The organism is Limisphaerales bacterium, from assembly GCA_014382585.1.
GTDB lineage: Bacteria > Verrucomicrobiota > Verrucomicrobiia > Limisphaerales > UBA1100 > JACNJL01.
The window spans coordinates 173,244-189,578 of the sequence record JACNJL010000026.1 but is presented as its reverse complement, the minus strand read 5'-3'; the positions used below and the strand labels follow the sequence as shown (position 1 = coordinate 189,578).

Annotated in this window: 16 protein-coding genes; 12 read left to right on the top strand and 4 right to left on the bottom strand. The window is 57.4% G+C overall.

Annotation, left to right across the window (positions count from 1 at the left end; all coding sequences use genetic code 11):
• Positions 1-7: 7 nt before the first annotated feature.
• Positions 8-1,330 carry a CCA tRNA nucleotidyltransferase gene (locus H8E27_04250; protein ID MBC8324818.1) on the bottom strand — a complete coding sequence of 441 codons (1,323 nt, stop codon included), beginning with the start codon at positions 1,328-1,330 and terminating at the stop codon, positions 8-10.
• Between the two features lie 65 nt (positions 1,331-1,395).
• Positions 1,396-1,593, bottom strand: coding sequence for a 30S ribosomal protein S21 (gene rpsU, locus H8E27_04245; protein MBC8324817.1), 198 nt, complete (start codon positions 1,591-1,593; stop codon positions 1,396-1,398).
• Positions 1,594-1,796: 203 nt separating this feature from the next.
• Between rpsU and H8E27_04240 the strand changes: the two genes are divergently transcribed.
• The 8 genes from H8E27_04240 to H8E27_04205 all read left to right on the top strand — a co-directional run bounded on the left by H8E27_04240 (position 1,797) and on the right by H8E27_04205 (position 8,902).
• Positions 1,797-3,071, top strand: coding sequence for a hypothetical protein (locus H8E27_04240; GenBank protein ID MBC8324816.1), 1,275 nt, complete (start codon positions 1,797-1,799; stop codon positions 3,069-3,071).
• 87 nt (positions 3,072-3,158) lie between these two features.
• Entirely contained in the window at positions 3,159-3,743 is a 585-nt protein-coding gene (locus H8E27_04235; GenBank protein MBC8324815.1) for an RNA polymerase sigma factor, read from the top strand.
• A gap of 36 nt (positions 3,744-3,779) precedes the next feature.
• Positions 3,780-4,136 (top strand): hypothetical protein, encoded by a 357-nt coding sequence (locus H8E27_04230; protein ID MBC8324814.1) that lies wholly within the window; start codon positions 3,780-3,782, stop codon positions 4,134-4,136.
• Between the two features lie 16 nt (positions 4,137-4,152).
• Positions 4,153-4,758: a hypothetical protein gene (locus H8E27_04225; protein ID MBC8324813.1), complete on the top strand. Its 606-nt coding sequence runs from the start codon at positions 4,153-4,155 to the stop codon at positions 4,756-4,758.
• 62 nt (positions 4,759-4,820) lie between these two features.
• Complete coding sequence (lpxK, locus tag H8E27_04220) at positions 4,821-5,996, top strand: tetraacyldisaccharide 4'-kinase (protein MBC8324812.1); 1,176 nt, start codon at positions 4,821-4,823, stop codon at positions 5,994-5,996.
• 8 nt (positions 5,997-6,004) lie between these two features.
• Entirely contained in the window at positions 6,005-6,892 is an 888-nt protein-coding gene (locus tag H8E27_04215; GenBank protein ID MBC8324811.1) for a hypothetical protein, read from the top strand.
• The gene (gene waaF, locus H8E27_04210; GenBank protein ID MBC8324810.1) at positions 6,889-7,947 is read left to right on the top strand and encodes a lipopolysaccharide heptosyltransferase II; all 1,059 of its coding nucleotides are present in this window, start codon (positions 6,889-6,891) and stop codon (positions 7,945-7,947) included. Before H8E27_04215 ends, waaF begins: the two co-directional genes overlap by 4 nt.
• A 43-nt stretch (positions 7,948-7,990) precedes the next feature.
• Positions 7,991-8,902: a serine acetyltransferase gene (locus H8E27_04205; GenBank protein ID MBC8324809.1), complete on the top strand. Its 912-nt coding sequence runs from the start codon at positions 7,991-7,993 to the stop codon at positions 8,900-8,902.
• Between the two features lie 25 nt (positions 8,903-8,927).
• Here H8E27_04205 and H8E27_04200 read toward each other — a convergent pair whose 3' ends face one another.
• Both H8E27_04200 and H8E27_04195 read right to left on the bottom strand, forming a co-directional pair.
• A complete protein-coding gene (locus H8E27_04200) occupies positions 8,928-10,328 on the bottom strand; it encodes a DUF1501 domain-containing protein (GenBank protein MBC8324808.1) in 1,401 nt (466 codons plus the stop codon).
• Between the two features lie 82 nt (positions 10,329-10,410).
• Positions 10,411-11,025 carry a hypothetical protein gene (locus H8E27_04195; GenBank protein ID MBC8324807.1) on the bottom strand — a complete coding sequence of 205 codons (615 nt, stop codon included), beginning with the start codon at positions 11,023-11,025 and terminating at the stop codon, positions 10,411-10,413.
• A gap of 182 nt (positions 11,026-11,207) precedes the next feature.
• Here H8E27_04195 and ruvB point away from each other — a divergent pair, with 182 nt between their 5' ends.
• The 4 genes from ruvB to H8E27_04175 all read left to right on the top strand — a co-directional run bounded on the left by ruvB (position 11,208) and on the right by H8E27_04175 (position 16,335).
• Complete coding sequence (ruvB, locus tag H8E27_04190) at positions 11,208-12,224, top strand: Holliday junction branch migration DNA helicase RuvB (protein MBC8324806.1); 1,017 nt, start codon at positions 11,208-11,210, stop codon at positions 12,222-12,224.
• Between the two features lie 80 nt (positions 12,225-12,304).
• Positions 12,305-13,438 carry an ATP-binding protein gene (locus H8E27_04185; GenBank protein ID MBC8324805.1) on the top strand — a complete coding sequence of 378 codons (1,134 nt, stop codon included), beginning with the start codon at positions 12,305-12,307 and terminating at the stop codon, positions 13,436-13,438.
• Between the two features lie 113 nt (positions 13,439-13,551).
• Positions 13,552-15,063 carry a carbamoyl-phosphate synthase large subunit gene (gene carB, locus H8E27_04180; protein ID MBC8324804.1) on the top strand — a complete coding sequence of 504 codons (1,512 nt, stop codon included), beginning with the start codon at positions 13,552-13,554 and terminating at the stop codon, positions 15,061-15,063.
• Between the two features lie 12 nt (positions 15,064-15,075).
• Entirely contained in the window at positions 15,076-16,335 is a 1,260-nt protein-coding gene (locus H8E27_04175) for an MFS transporter (protein MBC8324803.1), read from the top strand.

Here is a 16,335-nt window from a genome sequence, read left to right as displayed (position 1 = left end):
GGCAGTTTCATTGGGCAGTTTTTTTCTTGGCATCATTCACCCATGCGAGTGCTTCGGCGCGGGTGGAAAATTCCTCGGCGAGTTGGCGGTCGCGGATTTCGTTGAGCAGTTTTCCCAAAGGCGGGCCGGGTTTGATGCCGATTTCCATCAAATCGCGGCCACTCACCAAAGGCTCGATGAGCGCGGGTTGTTCGTTGAGGGCGGCTTGTTCGGCGCGCAGGAAATCGTAAATATCCAGCTTGGCGTGCGAGCCGAGGCAATCGATGCGGTGTTGTTCGAGTTCGAGTTCAAACGTGGGACGCAGCAGTATTCGGCGGAGTTTGGCTTTGCGCATTTTGGGGGCGACGGCGAGGTGCATATGCTCGCGCACGGTGAACACGATTTCGTCGATTTGTTTGCGCGGAAATTTCAGGCGCACGAGAATGACTTCGGCCATCTCCGCGCCGAGTTTGTCGTGGCCGTAATGATGGATGCGACCATCTTCGCCTACGGTGGCGGTGGCGGGTTTGGCGATGTCGTGAAGGAGGATCGTCCACGGCAATTCCGCAACCGCCTCGGCGGGCATCGAATCGAGCATCAAACGGATGTGTTTATACACGTCGCCTTCGGGATGATATTCGGGCGATTGCTCGCAGCCGATGGTGAGCATCATTTCGGGCAACACGTGCTCGAGCAAACCGCTGTCGCGCAGCAAATCCAAGCCGCGCGCGGCGTGTGGCGGGCGAAAGAGTTTGAGTAGTTCATCGCGAATGCGTTCGGCGCTGACTTTGGTGATTTTCTCCGCGTGCGTTTGTACGGCGGCGAAGGTGGCGGGATCGATTTGGAATTCCAGTTGCGCGGCAAAACGCACCGCGCGCAGAAGGCGCAAATGATCTTCGCCAAACCGCTCGGCGGGATCACCGATGGTGCGCAGCACGCCTGCCTTGAGATCCGCCTCGCCACCCACCCAATCGCGTAGCTCGTTAGTGATGGGATTGAGGAAAAGACCGTTGATCGTGAAATCGCGCCGGAGCGCATCGGCCTTGGCATCGCCGAAGGTAACGTCATCTGGCCGACGTCCATCAGTGTAACCACTCTCGGCGCGGAAGGTGGCGACTTCAAATTGCCCTCCGCCTTCGAGCACAAGCATCACGCCAAAGCTTTTGCCCACGCCGATGGTTTTGGGAAAGAGCGCCTCAACCTGTCCGGGCCGCGCGTCGGTGGCGATGTCGTAATCCTTGGGCGCGGTGCCGCGCAATTCATCGCGCACGCAGCCGCCCACCAACCACGCTTCGTGACCGGCGGTGTGCAGCGTGCGGAGAATGCGGATGGCGATTTCGCGTGAATTCATTGTGGCAAAAAAAAATGCGCCCGCAGGCGCACTTGTTCAATTCAAAGGTCCGTGAAATTCAGGGCCTAATACTCCGCATAACGCGCGGCGAGCATCGCGGAGAACTTCGCCACTTTCATTTTGCGGCGCTTCTTCGCGCTGGGCTTCTCGAAGGCACGCCGGTTACGGATGTCCTTGATGGTGCCCTCACGATCGAGCTTCTTCTTCATACGCCGCAGCGCGCGCTCGACGGGTTCGCCTTTTTTCAGTTTAATTTCTGTCATTAACCTAAATTCACCTCCAAACCGTTAGGTTGCCCCGCTGGTTTTTGGCCCTCGGGGACGGGGACAATAGCAAAGACAGCAATTGTGTCAATTCCAACCGCCTTCAAAATTGTGTAACGACTACCCCCAAATGACGTCTTCCAAAACAACCGAGGTGGGAATCGCTCCAGTTTTCCCTCAAAACTAAAGAAAACACGAAAAAAATGAAAAATTGTAAACTTACCTTCGCCTTGTTAACCGCTGGAATTGCGGTGATTTCAGGCAATGCCGATGATCAATCCGGCCCGAAAACCCTGTCAAAAAGCGAAATCACCAAAAAATTTGACCGAAACGGCGATGGAACGCTGGATTATCGGGAGAAAATGACATTCCTCCGCAGCCTCGATGAGCAAGGCCGAGCGGCTTATCGACGCGCATTTTTCTCAGATAACCAACAGAAAAACGCGCAAAACAACAACCGCGATGCCGATTGGGCGCGCCAAGCCATCGAGCGCCACAACGCGTCGCGGGCACAAAGTTCCAGAAAATCCGATGCCCCAACTTCACGGCCCCCGCGGCCCGATGTGCCTCGGCGCGATGGCGCCTCCACCGGAGCAAACCCGTTGATGATTTTCATGGCAAACGACAAAAACAAAGACGGAAAAATCTCCGTAAAAGAAGCTCCCGAGCGGATGACCTCAGGGATCGGCTTTACAAAGATTGATTCGAACCGCGATGGTTTTATCGACAAAAAAGAGTTCATGGCACTGCATTCCAAAATCACCAGCCGAGCGGCCCAAAATAATCATCGCGATAGCGACCGCAAACCCCAAACCCTCCAGCCTTCCTCTCGAAGTGATGAAGCACGAAAAGCATGGGCCGAGCGGATGAAAAAATATCAGGAAGCGCGCGCCAAAGCAGCCCAAGGACGCGATAGCGATCGCAAACCCCAAACCCGCAAGCCTTCCTCACGAGGTGACGACGCCCGCAAAGCATGGGCCGAGCGCATGAAAAAATATCAGGAAGCGCGCGCCCAATCGGCCCAAGGAAACTGGGGCCGCAACTCGCAACAGCATCGACCTTCGGGCGATGACATCCGCAAGGCCATCGGCGAACGCATCAAGCAATTCGCCCAAGCTCGCCAGCAAATGAGCCCACAACGCTTCGGCCAAAGTCGCGCTCCCCAACAAGGCCCGGGACACGGCATCATCCAAATGCGCCAACGGATGGCTCAAAGCCAACGCGGCCCTCGTGGCCCGCAGCAAGGCAAGCCTTCCGGAGTGTGCCCGCATTGCAAACGCGGCCCCGCGCCCCAAGCAAAGTTTGGCCCTCAAGGCCACGGCCCACAACGCGGTGGCATTCGCGGCCCTCAAGGCCACGGCCCACAACGTGGTGGCGCTCGCGGCCCTCAAGGACACGGCCCTCAACGCGGCGGTGATCGTGGTCCAAAAGGACACGGCCCGCAACGCGGTGGTGATCGTGGTCCGCGTGGGCGTTAGTTTTAAAACCAATTCCACAGGCCATCGGGGATAACCTCGGTGGCTTTTTTCGTGGGTTGAATCACTGGCTCTGTTATCAATAGCGCGATGGATGCGACGAGTGCAACGGACAAAGAACTGATCGCGGAGGTGCTGGAAGGCAATTCGGATAGTTTTGAACCGTTGGTGGTGAAGTATCAGCCGCGCGTGTTCGCCATTGCGCGCCGTTATGCGCGGCGCGAGGATGAGGTGGAGGACATCGTGCAAACGGTGTTTATGAAGGCGTACAGCAAGCTGTCGAGTTACCGGGGCGATGCGCCTTTTGAGCATTGGCTGATGCGGACGGCGACGTTTACGTGCTATGATTTTTTGCGCAAACACCAGCGCAATCGCGAGTGGAATGCCACCGATTTATCCACTGAAGAAAATGAATGGCTGGAAAATGTGGGTGAGGATAACAGCGAAAAAGAGGCCCATCAATCGGCCGCAAAGACGTTGGTCGATCGCCTGCTGGAGGGGCTGAAACCGGATGATCGGATGATTATTACGATGCTCGATATCGAGCAGAAAACGGTGAAAGAAATCTCGAAATTGACTGATTTTACGGAGTCAAACGTGAAAGTGCGGGCCCATCGCGCACGGGATAAAATGAAAAAAATCCTCGCCACGCTGACCCCGGAAAAGTACCTGTAACCGCGTCCGCAAACAGGCCGTCTGCATAATAGAACGATGAAGAAGACAGAGGACATTTTAGAGAGATTGCTCACGGAAACACGGGGGATTCCCGCAAATGACCGGGTGCCGTACGCCTTCGAGAAGCGCATTATGGCGCACATTAAAGAGGCCCCCGTCGCTTTAGCTGATGCGTGGTCAGTTTGGGCGCAGTCACTTTGGAAAGCCGTGGTGCCCTGCCTCGCCGTTTTGGTGATGGTGGCCGTGTGGATGAAAGCCCCCACCGATGGCTCCGGTGCCACCACACCGCAAGGCAACGCCGCTCCGGCAATTGCAAATTTTGAAGCTCCCGGTGAAGAGGATTTAGAAAGCATTGTGATGCTGGCCATTGATCCGGATTCTAACGGTGAATAACGGCGAATAATTTCTGATGCATCAATGGAAGGTCATTCTGGCCACCGTGCTGATTTTCGGCAGCGGTGTGGGCACGGGGCATTTACTCAACCGCCGCAATCCCTCTGATACGCTGAATCCGGCCTCCCCAGCGAATCCGATCAATCCGAACAGCAAGTTTTCACCGGCTAATTCCAAAGGCCCCAAGGAGTTCCCGCAATCACCCGCGCGCCCGATGATGTTTCGCTCGCACGGATATCTAAATAATCACCTCAAGCTCACCGATGAGCAAAAAATACAGATGCTCAAAATCCGTAAGGCGGGCCACGACCGCGTGCGCGAATTTGGCAAACCCTTCCGCGAACAAATTATCGTTGAGGACAAACGCATTCGACAAGAAATCCGTGCCCTCCTCACCCCTGAACAAGCGCGGACATTTGATCGCCTGCCGCACTTTCGAATCAACCCCGAACCCGGCCGGCCCGGTGGTCCCGGTAGCGGCCGCCCACTTCGTCCCCACCCCGGTTTACCCCGCACCAATAGCCCACGCTCACCCCAGCCAAACACGGACCCCGGAGGCCCATCGGCCACGCCACCCAATCCGCCCAATTCTACCGCCCCAAATCGGGCCGCTACCGCCTGACGTTCGTTGGCTTCTTTTTCGTTAGCTTGAACTGCGGCTAAATCTCCAGCACACTTCCCCCAATGCGCGAAACGCTCCGTGCCTGGCAGGAACAATTTGAAACCTTCGCGCTGGAGGTGATTTTCAACGAGCGCCGCGGCAAACGCGCCACGGCTTTGCGCGGACTGCTTTTTTGTCTCTCCAAGATTTTCCTCGTGGGCGTGAAAGGCCGCCGTTGGCTTTACGAGGCCCGCATCATTCGCGATCATCCCCTTGGCGTGCAGGTCATCACCGTCGGCAACCTCACCGTCGGCGGCACAGGCAAAACGCCAGTCGTCGAAAAATTTGCCCGCGTGCTACAGGATCACGGCCGCAAAGTCGCCATTTTATCGCGCGGATATCGCTCCAAACCACCGCCCTTTTTGCAGCGTTTGCGTAACAAACTTCTGTTTCAGGATGACACCACGCCGCCTCGCGTGGTTTCCGATGCCAAAAACCTGCTGCTCAATTCTGAGGACGCCGGCGACGAGCCGTATATGCTTGCCTCCAATCTCAAAGACGTCGTTGTGCTGGTGGACAAAGACCGCGTGAAATCCGGGCGCTACGCCATTGAGAAATTCGGCTGCGACACGCTGCTGCTCGATGATGGGTTCCAATACTGGAAACTCGCCGGCCGCCGGCGCGACATTGTGCTCATCGACGCACAGCTCCCGTTCGGCAACGAGCAACTCCTCCCCCGCGGCACCCTGCGCGAGCCCATCCAAAATCTTAAACGCGCCGACACCATTTTCATCACCAAAAGCAATGGCGACACCGCCTCGCTCCGCGCCCGCATTCGCAAACATAATCCGCAGGCGGGCATCATCGAATGCGTCCACTGGCCACTTTTTTTCCAAGACGTGTTCAATCCCGATCAACGCGAAGAAATCGGATGGCTGAAAGGCCGCAAGGTGGCCACGCTGAGCGGAATTGCGCAGCCGGAGAGTTTTGAAAACAGTCTCGCCGATCAGGGTGCCGAGCTGGTGTACACCAAACGCTTCGCCGATCATCACCGCTTCACTCAACAGGAATTACTCAACACGATTAACCGCGCCAAGAAACGCCGCGCCGAAGTTATCATCACCACCCAAAAAGACGCCGTGCGCTTCCCTAAACTCGACCGTGTGGATCTCCCCATTTATTATATGCGCGTGGAGATCAAAATCCTCACCGGCGCAAAAGATTTCGACGACTGCGTCCGCAAAATTCGTTTCCGTTAACCGGCGTGATGGAAACTCTGCTTTATATTTTTGCCCGCACAGCCGTTACCATCGCCCGATACCTGCCCATTCGAGGCCTCGCCCGCCTCGGCCGCTGCGCCGGCGCGTTGGCGTGGCACCTTGATCGACGCCACCGCCAAATGGCGCTGAACAATTTGGCCGCCAGTTTTCCGGAAAAACCCACCAACGAAATCCGCGCACTCGCTAAAGAAAATTTCCGGCGCCTTGGCGAAACCTACCTCAGCATCCTCAAGACCGGTGCAATGAACGCCGAATTGATTTCAAAAATTCTAGACATCGAAGGGTACTCGCAACTGGAAAAAATCCTGCAAGCGAACCCCAACGCACGCATCCTGCTTGCCATCGGCCATTTTGGGAATTTTGAACTCTTTTCGTGGATGAAACTCGCCGTGCCCTCCGGCAAAATCGCCACCACCTACCGCGGCCTCCGCCAGCGGAAATTAACCGAGCTGATGCTCGCTCTCCGCAAAGCCTCCGGCTGCCTCTACTTCGAGCGTCGCGAAGAAGGCCCCCAGCTCAAGGAAACGATGAAACAGCCCTCCATATTGCTCGGCCTTTTGGCTGATCAACATGCCGGCGATGGGGGCCTGCGATTGCCGGTATTTGGGCGCGAAGCCTCCGTCAGTGCCGCGCCCGCCGTGATGGCCAAGCGTTATGGCTGCCGCCTTTTTCCGTCGGCCTGTTTCCGCACCGCTCTTGGAAAGTGGAAACTAGAACTTGGCGAAGAAATCCCACTTCGCGAAAACGGCAAGCGCCGCACCACCGAAGCCGTCACTCGCGACATCATCGCCGCACAGGAAAACTACATCCGCCGCGACCCCGCGAATTGGTTTTGGGTGCACAACCGCTGGAAACCCCGCCCCAAATCCAAATGAACACGCCGCAATCCATTCTCATCCGCAGCGTCAACTGGCTGGGCGATGCCATTATGTCCCTGCCCGCCATTGATCGATTGCGAGAAGCGCACCCCGAAGCGCGACTGACACTCCTCACCCACGAAAAACTCGCCGGTCTTTGGAGCGGCACCGACCACTTTGACGAAGTACACACTTTTGCAAAGGGCGAATCTCCCTTCACCATCGGCCAACGACTGCGTGAACATCGTTTCGACACCGCCCTCATCCTGCCCAATTCCCCCCGCAGCGCCCTCGAGTGTTGGCACGCGAATATCCCCCGCCGCATCGGCTACGCCAGCCGCTGGCGCAAGTGGTTTCTCACCGACGCCATCGCCCCCCACCCTCACGCCGTGCCGATGCACAAACGTCTGCCGCTGGATATCGAATACCGCATCACCAACGATCTTCCGCCCGAAAAATATCCCGAACACGCCCATCACATTCATCAATACCTGCACCTTGCCAAACAACTCGGCGCCAGTGACAAGCCCAAGGCCCCCATACTGCACCTGAAAACATCGCCTTCAAAAAATACCGGCACCCCAAAAATCGGCCTCATCGCCGGAGCCGAATACGGCCCCGCCAAACGCTGGCCCACCGCACATTTTATCGAAGCCGGCAAAATCCTCATCGAAACCCACCAAGCCCACTTGCTCCTGCTCGGCGGCCAAGGCGATGCGGAAACCGCCACTGAAATCGCTCATGCGCTCCCCGCGGAACACACTACCAACCTGACCGACAAAACCACCCTCGGCGAATTGGTCACCACCCTCGCCGGATGCAACGCCGTACTCACCAACGACACCGGCCCGATGCACGTTGCGGCCGCCGTCGGCACGCCGGTCATCGTCCCCTTCGGAAGCACCAGCCCTGAACTCACCGCGCCCGGTTTACCCGGTGGCGATACACATCAATTTCTCCGCACCACCGCCCCCTGCTCGCCTTGTTTTCTAAAAAAATGCCCCATTGATTTGCGTTGCCTTCGTGACATCTCCCCCGCCCAAGCCGCCGCTGCGGTGTCACGGGTGTTGTAGCTCCATCCTTGCGCCGCTCCGCCGTGTGAGGTTTACTCGCCGCGTGAAAATTACCGAGCTAACGGATCGATTGATCGCCTCCTACGCCAGTGTGGGGGGCATCAACCATTTGGACGGCACCAATCTACCTTCCAAGAGCAGCATGGTAGATCTCACCTCGGATTTGTTGACGCTGCTGTTTCCGGGTTTTTTTGACAATAAAGTCACCCATTCCTCTGAGTTAAAAACGGAAACAGCTCTGCTGATGGATGCCGTAGCCGGTCGGCTGGAGGATGAACTCCTCAAGAGCATTGCACATTCTCCCCCCACCGAAGCCTCTACGAGAAACCCCCGCGAAGCTGCTCGCGAGTTGACAATGCATTTACTGGGCAGTCTTCCGGCCGTGCGGAAAGTTCTCAGCACCGATGTGGAGGCTGCGTTCAATGGCGATCCCGCCGCCAAGAGCCACGAGGAAATTATCGTGAGCTATCCCTTCATCGAAGCCATCGCCGTGCAGCGGTTGGCCCACGTGCTTTACGAAAAAGACGTCGCACTCCTCCCACGCATTATGACCGAATGGGCGCACGCACGCACCGGGATGGATCTCCACCCCGGCGCGACCATCGGCCATCACTTTTTCATCGATCACGGCACCGGCTGCGTGGTGGGCGAAACGACGATCATTGGCGATCACGTGAAGATGTATCACGGCGTCACGCTCGGCGCGCGCTCCACTTCCGCCGGCCAAGGGCTGCGCGGCAAAAAACGCCATCCCACCATTGAAGATCACGTCACCATTTATCCCGGCGCCACCATCCTCGGCGGCAGCACCGTTATCGGCGCCCACAGCACCATCGGCGGCAACGTGTTCATTATGGACAGCGTCGCCCCCAAATCACTCGTCATCTACGACGGCCTCGATATGCGCGTGCTGAACAAACAGGAGAAGAAGAAGGCCGAAGATTTTCGAATGTGATCGTAGCCCGAGCCGGTGGGCTAGACTACACTAACTCCCGAATCGGCCGGCCGGTGTCGCAGAGGTATTGCGGGCGGCCGGTGGTGTCGTTCACGGTGGTGGCGTTCGGATCCAAGCCGAGGTGTTGGTACATCGTGGCCATCACGTCCTGATAATGCACGGGGCGTTCTATGGGTTCGGCGGCAATTTTGTCGGTGGTGCCGATGACTTGGCCGGTGCGGATGCCGCCGCCGGCCATCAACCCCGGCGAGACGCGCGGCCAATGATCGCGCCCGCCCTTGGCGTTGACCTTGGGCGTGCGCCCGAATTCGCCCCACGCAACGATCAGCACATCATCGAGCATTCCGCGTTCACCAAGATCGGCAACGAGCGCGGCGAGGGCGTGATCCACCACGGGCACGAGATGGCGCATTCGGTTGAAGTTGCTGGAGTGCGTATCGAAATCGCTGAAGGAAACACTGACGACGCGTACGCCGGCTTCGATGAGGCGACGGGCGAGCAGTAGTTTGCGCGAGGCGTTGTAACCATCGGCGGTCGTGCCGCGCACACCTTCTTCTTTGTGACGCGGCGTGTAGCGCGCAAGCATTGTTGGATCTTCCTTTTCCAAATCCATCGCGTCGGCAAACTTGCCTGAAGTAAGAATGCCAACGGCTTGTTGATTGAATCGATCCATCGCAGCCACCGTGGCGCTTTGATCGATAGCGTGGCGGACGCCATCGAATTGGCGCAGCAAACCGACGCGATCATCGAGGCGTTTAGCGTTGAGACCCGCGATGAGTTTGAGGTTGACTTGATGATCCTTGCCGAGCCGCGCCAGCTCGCCCTTCATCCCTTGCTCCAGTTCGCGCCGGAATAGGTGCGAAATATCCGGACGAAATGGTTTGAACGCCGGCCCGAGAAAACCTGCGCGCGCGCTATTACGCGCCAATGGCCGACCCTGCATAAGATCCACAAACGCCGGCCCATTGCCGTGGGCGCCGAGCAATTTATCCACCACACATCCCATCGCAGGACGCCCGCCGATGTTGGCGAGGTCTTTGATGTGATACCCGCTTTGGCACTGAAACCCATCATGCCGACCGGCACTGCCCACCAGCGAACGCAGGAACACAAATTTATCCGCCGCAGCCGCCACTTGGGGCATCAACTCGGTGAGATGCACGCCGGGAATTTTAGTTTTGAGGGACGAGAACTCGCCGCGTAATTCCGCGGGGGCTTCTGGCTTGGGATCGATCATATCCATCTGCGGCGGCCCACCATCGAGATGAATGTTGATGACGGCTTTGTGTGATTTGCCGCTCGTGGCCTCTGCGCGCAGCACATCCGTCAGCGTCAACCCGCCCACGCCCAACGCGCCAGCACGCAGAAAGCTGCGCCGAGTAACACCATCACAGTGCGTTACCTTATTGCCGATGAAATCCAGCATCAATGAGATTTAGACTGCCGCGGAGGGGGGATTTGTTCAAGGAAAGAATCACCACAAGGGCAACCTCTGTGGTATAAAACAGCTAAATAAAAACCGGACTTCCTTTAATTGGATTTCGCAATTCCGGTGGCAAACCAAATTGTTCATCCACAAAGCCATCCAGCCGGTCGCGGGTTTTTTGGGAAAGCAGCTCGTTGAGTTCTTCATCCACGTTGCCCGCGAGCGCAATCGGCAAGCCGTTGAACACCAAATCCGGCCCGTCGCAAAAGGCGTAGTAATGATACTCCTCCGCCTCGGCAATGGGCGCGCCGGTGACGAGACAATGCGAGAGCCAGCGCGAAACATCCGTGCCGTGCGCCTCCATCATCGGCCCCGTGCGATCCTCAATTTCATACTGCTCCATATATTGGTTGATCGCCTCAATGGATTCCACCGAAAGTTCCTCCTGCATTTTCGCGCGGCACGGCAGGCACATCGCGTATTCAAAAATGACTTCCTCGCGATGAAACGCCTTGTGAATCAAATACGACGTGCCATCCTGCAACAACGCCTCATCGCACAAAGTGCATTTGGCAAATGGCCCTTCCTCCATAAATGAATGAAACTGCGGCGGCACCGGAATATAATTCGGCCAAAACTCTGCCTCCGACGATTCATCGGATTCCTCAAAAGGCTCATTTTCATCGCGCTCCGCCATCGCCGCAAGAGTATCGAGAGAATGCCAAATGACCAAGGAAATCCACACACCCAAACTCCAAATTGGGTATTGTGGGTTGATCATTCCTTGGGACTTGGGATTTCGCCTTTGGGCATTCCCATCCCCCCCTGTGAATCGAATCGCCTTGTCCCGCCCTCGCCCTCTCCCCCACTCTCAACCCAATGGCCACGCGGGTGACTGATGAATTGGGGGAAGCGGATGCGGCGTTTGAATCGTCGCTGCGGCCGGTGGCTTTTGCGGAGTTTGGCGGACAAGACAAAGTGCGCGAGCGGCTGGAGATTGCGGTCACCGCCGCCCAACAGCGCAAGGAGCCGATCGATCATCTCCTGCTTTCCGGCCCGCCCGGACTGGGCAAGACCACGCTGGCCAACATCATTGCCAAAGCGATGGGCGGCAACCTGCGCGCCACCAGCGGGCCGACTATTGAAAAAGCCGCCGACCTCGCGGGCTTGCTCACCAACCTCGAGGAAGGCGATGTGCTCTTCATCGATGAAATTCATCGCATGCAAAAAACTGTGGAGGAATATCTCTACCCCGCGATGGAAGATTACCAACTGGACATCATCATCGACCAAGGCCCGAACGCCCGCAGCGTACGGCTCAACCTCCCGCGATTTACTTTGATTGGCGCCACCACCCGCAGCGGACTGCTCACCGCGCCACTCCTCACGCGCTTTCCCATTCGCGAACGCCTCAACTATTACGCCGCCGACCACATGACCCGCATCGTCACACGCTCGGCGGGTTTGTTGGAGGTCGACATCGACGAACAAGGCGCAACCGAAATCGCACGCCGCAGCCGCGGCACCCCGCGCATTGCCAACAACCTCCTCCGGCGCGTCCGCGATTATGCTCAAGTGAAGGCCGACGGCACCATCACCAACGCCATTGCCGACGCTGCGCTCGCCATGCTGGAGATTGATGGCCACGGCCTCGACGAGATGGACAAGCGTATCCTCGAGACCATCATCGTGAAATTCAACGGCGGCCCCGTGGGCGTGAACTCCATCGCCGCCGCCGTCGGCGAGGAGGCCGATACGCTGGAGGAAGTCTACGAGCCCTTTCTGATCATGGAAGGCTATCTCCAACGCACCCCCCAAGGCCGCACCGCCACCGAACTGGGCCATCAACGACTGGGCCTGAACCCCGACGGCGGAAAGCAGCAGAGTTTGCTTTAAATTGCTCTAAATCAGCGGGTTATGAAAAATCTCTGAAACCCTACTTTACATATGGACGTCTATATGTAAAGTTTACTTTCATGATTGAACGGACTCCATGGCAGTCCCGATTGCAGCGGGCTTGGCGGAAGGTGCCAATTGCCTGGCTGACGGGCGTGCGGCGCGTGGGCAAGACGGTGTTGGCGCAGTCGTTGGGCGAGGTTGAGTTTTTGAACTGCGACCTGCCGAGCACGGCGGAGCGGCTGCGGGACGCGGAGGGGTTTTTCCGGTCGGTGAAAAAGAAGGTGGTGGTGTTCGACGAGGTGCATCAACTGCCTGACCCAAGCCGGCTGCTGAAAATTGCTGCCGATGCGTTCCCGAAATTGAAGGTGCTGGCAACGGGTTCATCAACGCTGCAGGCCACGAAAAAATTCCGCGACAGCCTCACGGGCCGCAAACGGGACGTGGTGTTGACGCCGGTGTTGGTGGAGGAGTTGCCGGCATTTGGCGTCGTGGATTTGCGCGAACGGCTGTTGCGCGGCGGATTGCCCCCCGCTCTGCTCGCGGAAAACTGGGAGCCTGAATTTTATGGGGAGTGGTTTGACTCGTACTTCGCGCGCGACGTGCAGGAATTATTTGGCATTGGCAAGCGCGCCAGTTTCTTGAAACTGCTGGAGTTGGTTTTGCGACAGAGCGGCGGGCAGGTTGAGGTGACGTCGCTGGCCAAACACTGCGGCGCCACGCGACCCACGGTGATGAACTGGCTGGATGTTTTTCAAATCACCCACGCTGCGCGTTTGTTGAGGCCCTATTCCGCAGGGGGCCGGCGTGAATTGGTGGGGCAACCAAAGGTGTATGCTTTTGACACCGGCTTCGTCTGCTATGCCCGGGGCTGGGGCGAACTGCGACCGGAAGATTGCGGATTGCTTTGGGAGCACTTGGTGCTCGATACGCTGCTTTCCATTCCAGTTACCAAGATTCACTATTGGCGCGACAAGCAGCAACGCGAGGTTGATTTTGTTATCCCGCGCGGACGCGGCACGGTCGATGCCATTGAGTGCAAATGGTCCACGGATAATTTTGAGACGCGCGGACTGAAGGCTTTTCGGGCGAATTATCCGAAAGGGCGGAATTTCGTTGTCAGCCCACAAGTGGTCACGCCCTACTCGCGAAAACCAAGTGGATTGCCCGTGAAGTTCATTCCGGCAGACTGGCTGCGCAAGGAAATAGGTTGAGCCTTTAGTCTCAGATTTTGAATCTGCGTTCATCTGTGCCTCTGTGGTAAAATCCGGTTCCCCCAAAAATCTCTGTCCACGCGCGCCGTTTTCCGGTATCCCTCCGGCGGTTTATGCCACGACGAGACGACATTCATTCGGTTCTGATTATCGGCGCTGGCCCGATTATTATTGGGCAGGCGTGTGAGTTTGATTATTCGGGAACGCAGGCCTGTAAGGCGCTCAAGGAGGAGGGCTATCGTGTGGTGCTGGTGAATTCCAATCCGGCCACGATTATGACCGACCCGGAATTTGCCGACCGCACCTACATCGAGCCGGTCACGCCCGAAGCGGTTGAGAAAATTATCGGGCGCGAATTGGCCGAGATGAAGTCGCTCGGGGCCGAAGGTCAGCTTGCTTTGCTCCCCACGCTCGGCGGGCAGACCGGCCTCAACACTGCGATGGAGCTTTTCCGAACCGGCGTTTTGGAAAAGCACGGTGTGGAAATGATCGGCGCCAAGGCCGACGCCATCGAGCGTGGCGAGGACCGCGAGCGTTTCAAGGAATTGATGCTCGAGATCGGCTTGGACGTGCCCGTGAGCGGCATCGCCCACAACATGGAAGATGCTTGGGCCATTGCCGACCGCATTGGAAAATTTCCCCTCATCATCCGGCCCGCCTACACGCTCGGCGGCACCGGCGGCGGCATCGCCTATAACCGCGATGAATACGAGGAACTGACCAAGAAAGGCATCGACCTTTCGCCCGTGAATGAAATCCTCATCGAGGAATCACTCATCGGCTGGAAGGAATACGAGATGGAAGTCATGCGCGACAAGGCCGACAACTGCGTGATCATTTGCTCCATCGAAAACTTTGATCCAATGGGCGTGCACACCGGCGACAGCATCACCGTCGCCCCCATCCAGACGCTCACGGATAAGGAATTCCAAATCATGCGCGACGCGAGTTTCGCTATCATCCGCGCTGTGGGCGTGGAAACCGGCGGCTCGAACATCCAGTTCTCCGTCAACCCGGACAACGGCCGGATGATCGTCATCGAAATGAACCCGCGCGTGAGCCGCAGCTCCGCCCTCGCCTCCAAGGCCACCGGATTTCCGATTGCGAAGATCGCCGCCAAACTCGCCGTCGGCTACACCCTCGACGAGATCCCCAACGACATCACCCGCGAAACCCCCGCCAGCTTCGAGCCCACCATCGACTACGTCGTCACCAAGATCCCGCGATTCGCCTTCGAGAAATTTCAACAGGCCGATCCCACGCTCAATACTCAAATGAAAAGCGTCGGCGAAGCCATGGCCATCGGCCGCACGTTTAAGGAGAGCCTGCAAAAATGCCTGCGCTCCATGGAGATCGGCCGGGCCGGCCTCGGTGGCGATGGCAAAGGCTGGCGCGTGGGCGACACCGTCTATGGCGACCGCGACATCCTGCCGCGCGATCTCATCACCCAGAAACTTACCACCCCCAACGCCGAACGCGTCTTCTACCTCCGCCACGCCCTCCGGGCTGGCCTGACCGTCGACGAAATCTTCGAGCTCTCCAAAATCGACCGCTGGTTCCTCACCCAAATCCAGCAAATCGTCGACTGCGAAGAGGAACTCGCTTCAGCTGATAATTCAGCTTAATCTTTCCGGCCCTTGAACCGGACAGCCCTCACTTACCGCTACGAACGCCTTCGGGCGGTGGCTTCGGGGATTCTGGAAACGGCGTTCACGGCTTTCCTGTTGTTAATCGCAGTGCAATGGTTTGACTTCGGGGCAACGGCGAAAGCGACGATCGCGGCGGCGGGGGCGCTCGGGTTTATGCTGGGGCCGGTGGTGGTTTCGCGTGTGGCGGACTTGGGCTGGACCACTGCGCAGGCAGCCTCGCGTCTGGCGCTGGGCGCGGCGGGGTGCTTCGCATTACTGGCGGCAGTGAATGATCGCTGGATTTTCATTTGCGGCATTATTGTGGCCACCACTTTGGGTACAGCGACTATCCCGATGGTCACCCAAATTTATCAGGAAAATTATCCAGCTAAACAGCGCGGAAAATATTTTTCGCGGTCAGCCATGATTCGCATCATCAGCGCGGCATCGTTTGGCTTGCTAGTAGGCTGGATTTTAACCAACGGCAACGACAGCCAAAAACTTTCCCACTTTCCCTGGGGATTGATGTTGATATTTGCATTCGCATTCGCGTGGGCGGCCTTCTGTTTTTCGCGTCTCCCCGGCAAGACACTCACGGGCGCGGAAGGCACACATCCCTTCCGCTCGCTGCGATTTGTAAAAGAGGACAAATTGTTCCGGCACATCCTCATTTGCTGGATGATCTTTGGGATTGGAAATCTGATGCTTTTCCCGTTGCGCGTGGAATATCTTGCCAATGCAGGCGAATACGCGGACGTCTACACGCTGGGGTTTGAGCCCACTCCCGCCCGCATTGCGCTGATCCTTGTTTTCATCCCCAACATCGTGAAGCTGATCTTCAGTCCGCTTTGGGGAGGCCTCTTTGACAAAATGAATTTTTTTGTGTTGCGAGTGATTCTGAATCTTTTCTTTGCGGTATCGCTGGCACTCTTTTTTCACAGCACTTCAATGACCGGACTGTGCATCGCATCGGGACTTTTCGGAGTAGCCAACGCGGGCGGCGAAGTGGCCTGGAGCCTTTGGGTTACCAAATTTGCGCCCGCGAAACACGTAGCCGATTATATGAGCGTGCACCTGTTTTTCAATGGCATCCGCAATTTCATTTCTCCCTTCCTCGGCTTTTGGCTGATCGGCTTGATGCCCGCCAGCAACCTCAGCCTTTTCAGCGCCGGGCTTATCATCGCCTCCAGCGTCGCGTTGCTTTCGAATTACCCTTCCGGCGAAAAAGCGCGGCGCGGCGCGGCGCTTACCGAAGAAATTTCCGATTGA

Bases quoted from the DNA above. Each gene is read 5' to 3' on its own strand.
- rpsU (MBC8324817.1), bottom strand. From the start codon at position 1,593: ATGACAGAAATTAAACTGAAAAAAGGCGAACCCGTCGAGCGCGCGCTG.
- H8E27_04195 (MBC8324807.1), bottom strand. From the start codon at position 11,025: ATGGCGGAGCGCGATGAAAATGAGCCTTTTGAGGAATCCGATGAATCG.
- H8E27_04250 (MBC8324818.1), bottom strand. From the start codon at position 1,330: ATGAATTCACGCGAAATCGCCATCCGCATTCTCCGCACGCTGCACACC.
- H8E27_04235 (MBC8324815.1), top strand. From the start codon at position 3,159: ATGGATGCGACGAGTGCAACGGACAAAGAACTGATCGCGGAGGTGCTG.
- waaF (MBC8324810.1), top strand. From the start codon at position 6,889: ATGAACACGCCGCAATCCATTCTCATCCGCAGCGTCAACTGGCTGGGC.
- H8E27_04215 (MBC8324811.1), top strand. From the start codon at position 6,005: ATGGAAACTCTGCTTTATATTTTTGCCCGCACAGCCGTTACCATCGCC.
- H8E27_04200 (MBC8324808.1), bottom strand. From the start codon at position 10,328: ATGCTGGATTTCATCGGCAATAAGGTAACGCACTGTGATGGTGTTACT.
- H8E27_04185 (MBC8324805.1), top strand. From the start codon at position 12,305: ATGATTGAACGGACTCCATGGCAGTCCCGATTGCAGCGGGCTTGGCGG.
- carB (MBC8324804.1), top strand. From the start codon at position 13,552: ATGCCACGACGAGACGACATTCATTCGGTTCTGATTATCGGCGCTGGC.
- ruvB (MBC8324806.1), top strand. From the start codon at position 11,208: ATGGCCACGCGGGTGACTGATGAATTGGGGGAAGCGGATGCGGCGTTT.
- H8E27_04240 (MBC8324816.1), top strand. From the start codon at position 1,797: ATGAAAAATTGTAAACTTACCTTCGCCTTGTTAACCGCTGGAATTGCG.
- H8E27_04230 (MBC8324814.1), top strand. From the start codon at position 3,780: ATGAAGAAGACAGAGGACATTTTAGAGAGATTGCTCACGGAAACACGG.
- H8E27_04225 (MBC8324813.1), top strand. From the start codon at position 4,153: ATGCATCAATGGAAGGTCATTCTGGCCACCGTGCTGATTTTCGGCAGC.
- lpxK (MBC8324812.1), top strand. From the start codon at position 4,821: ATGCGCGAAACGCTCCGTGCCTGGCAGGAACAATTTGAAACCTTCGCG.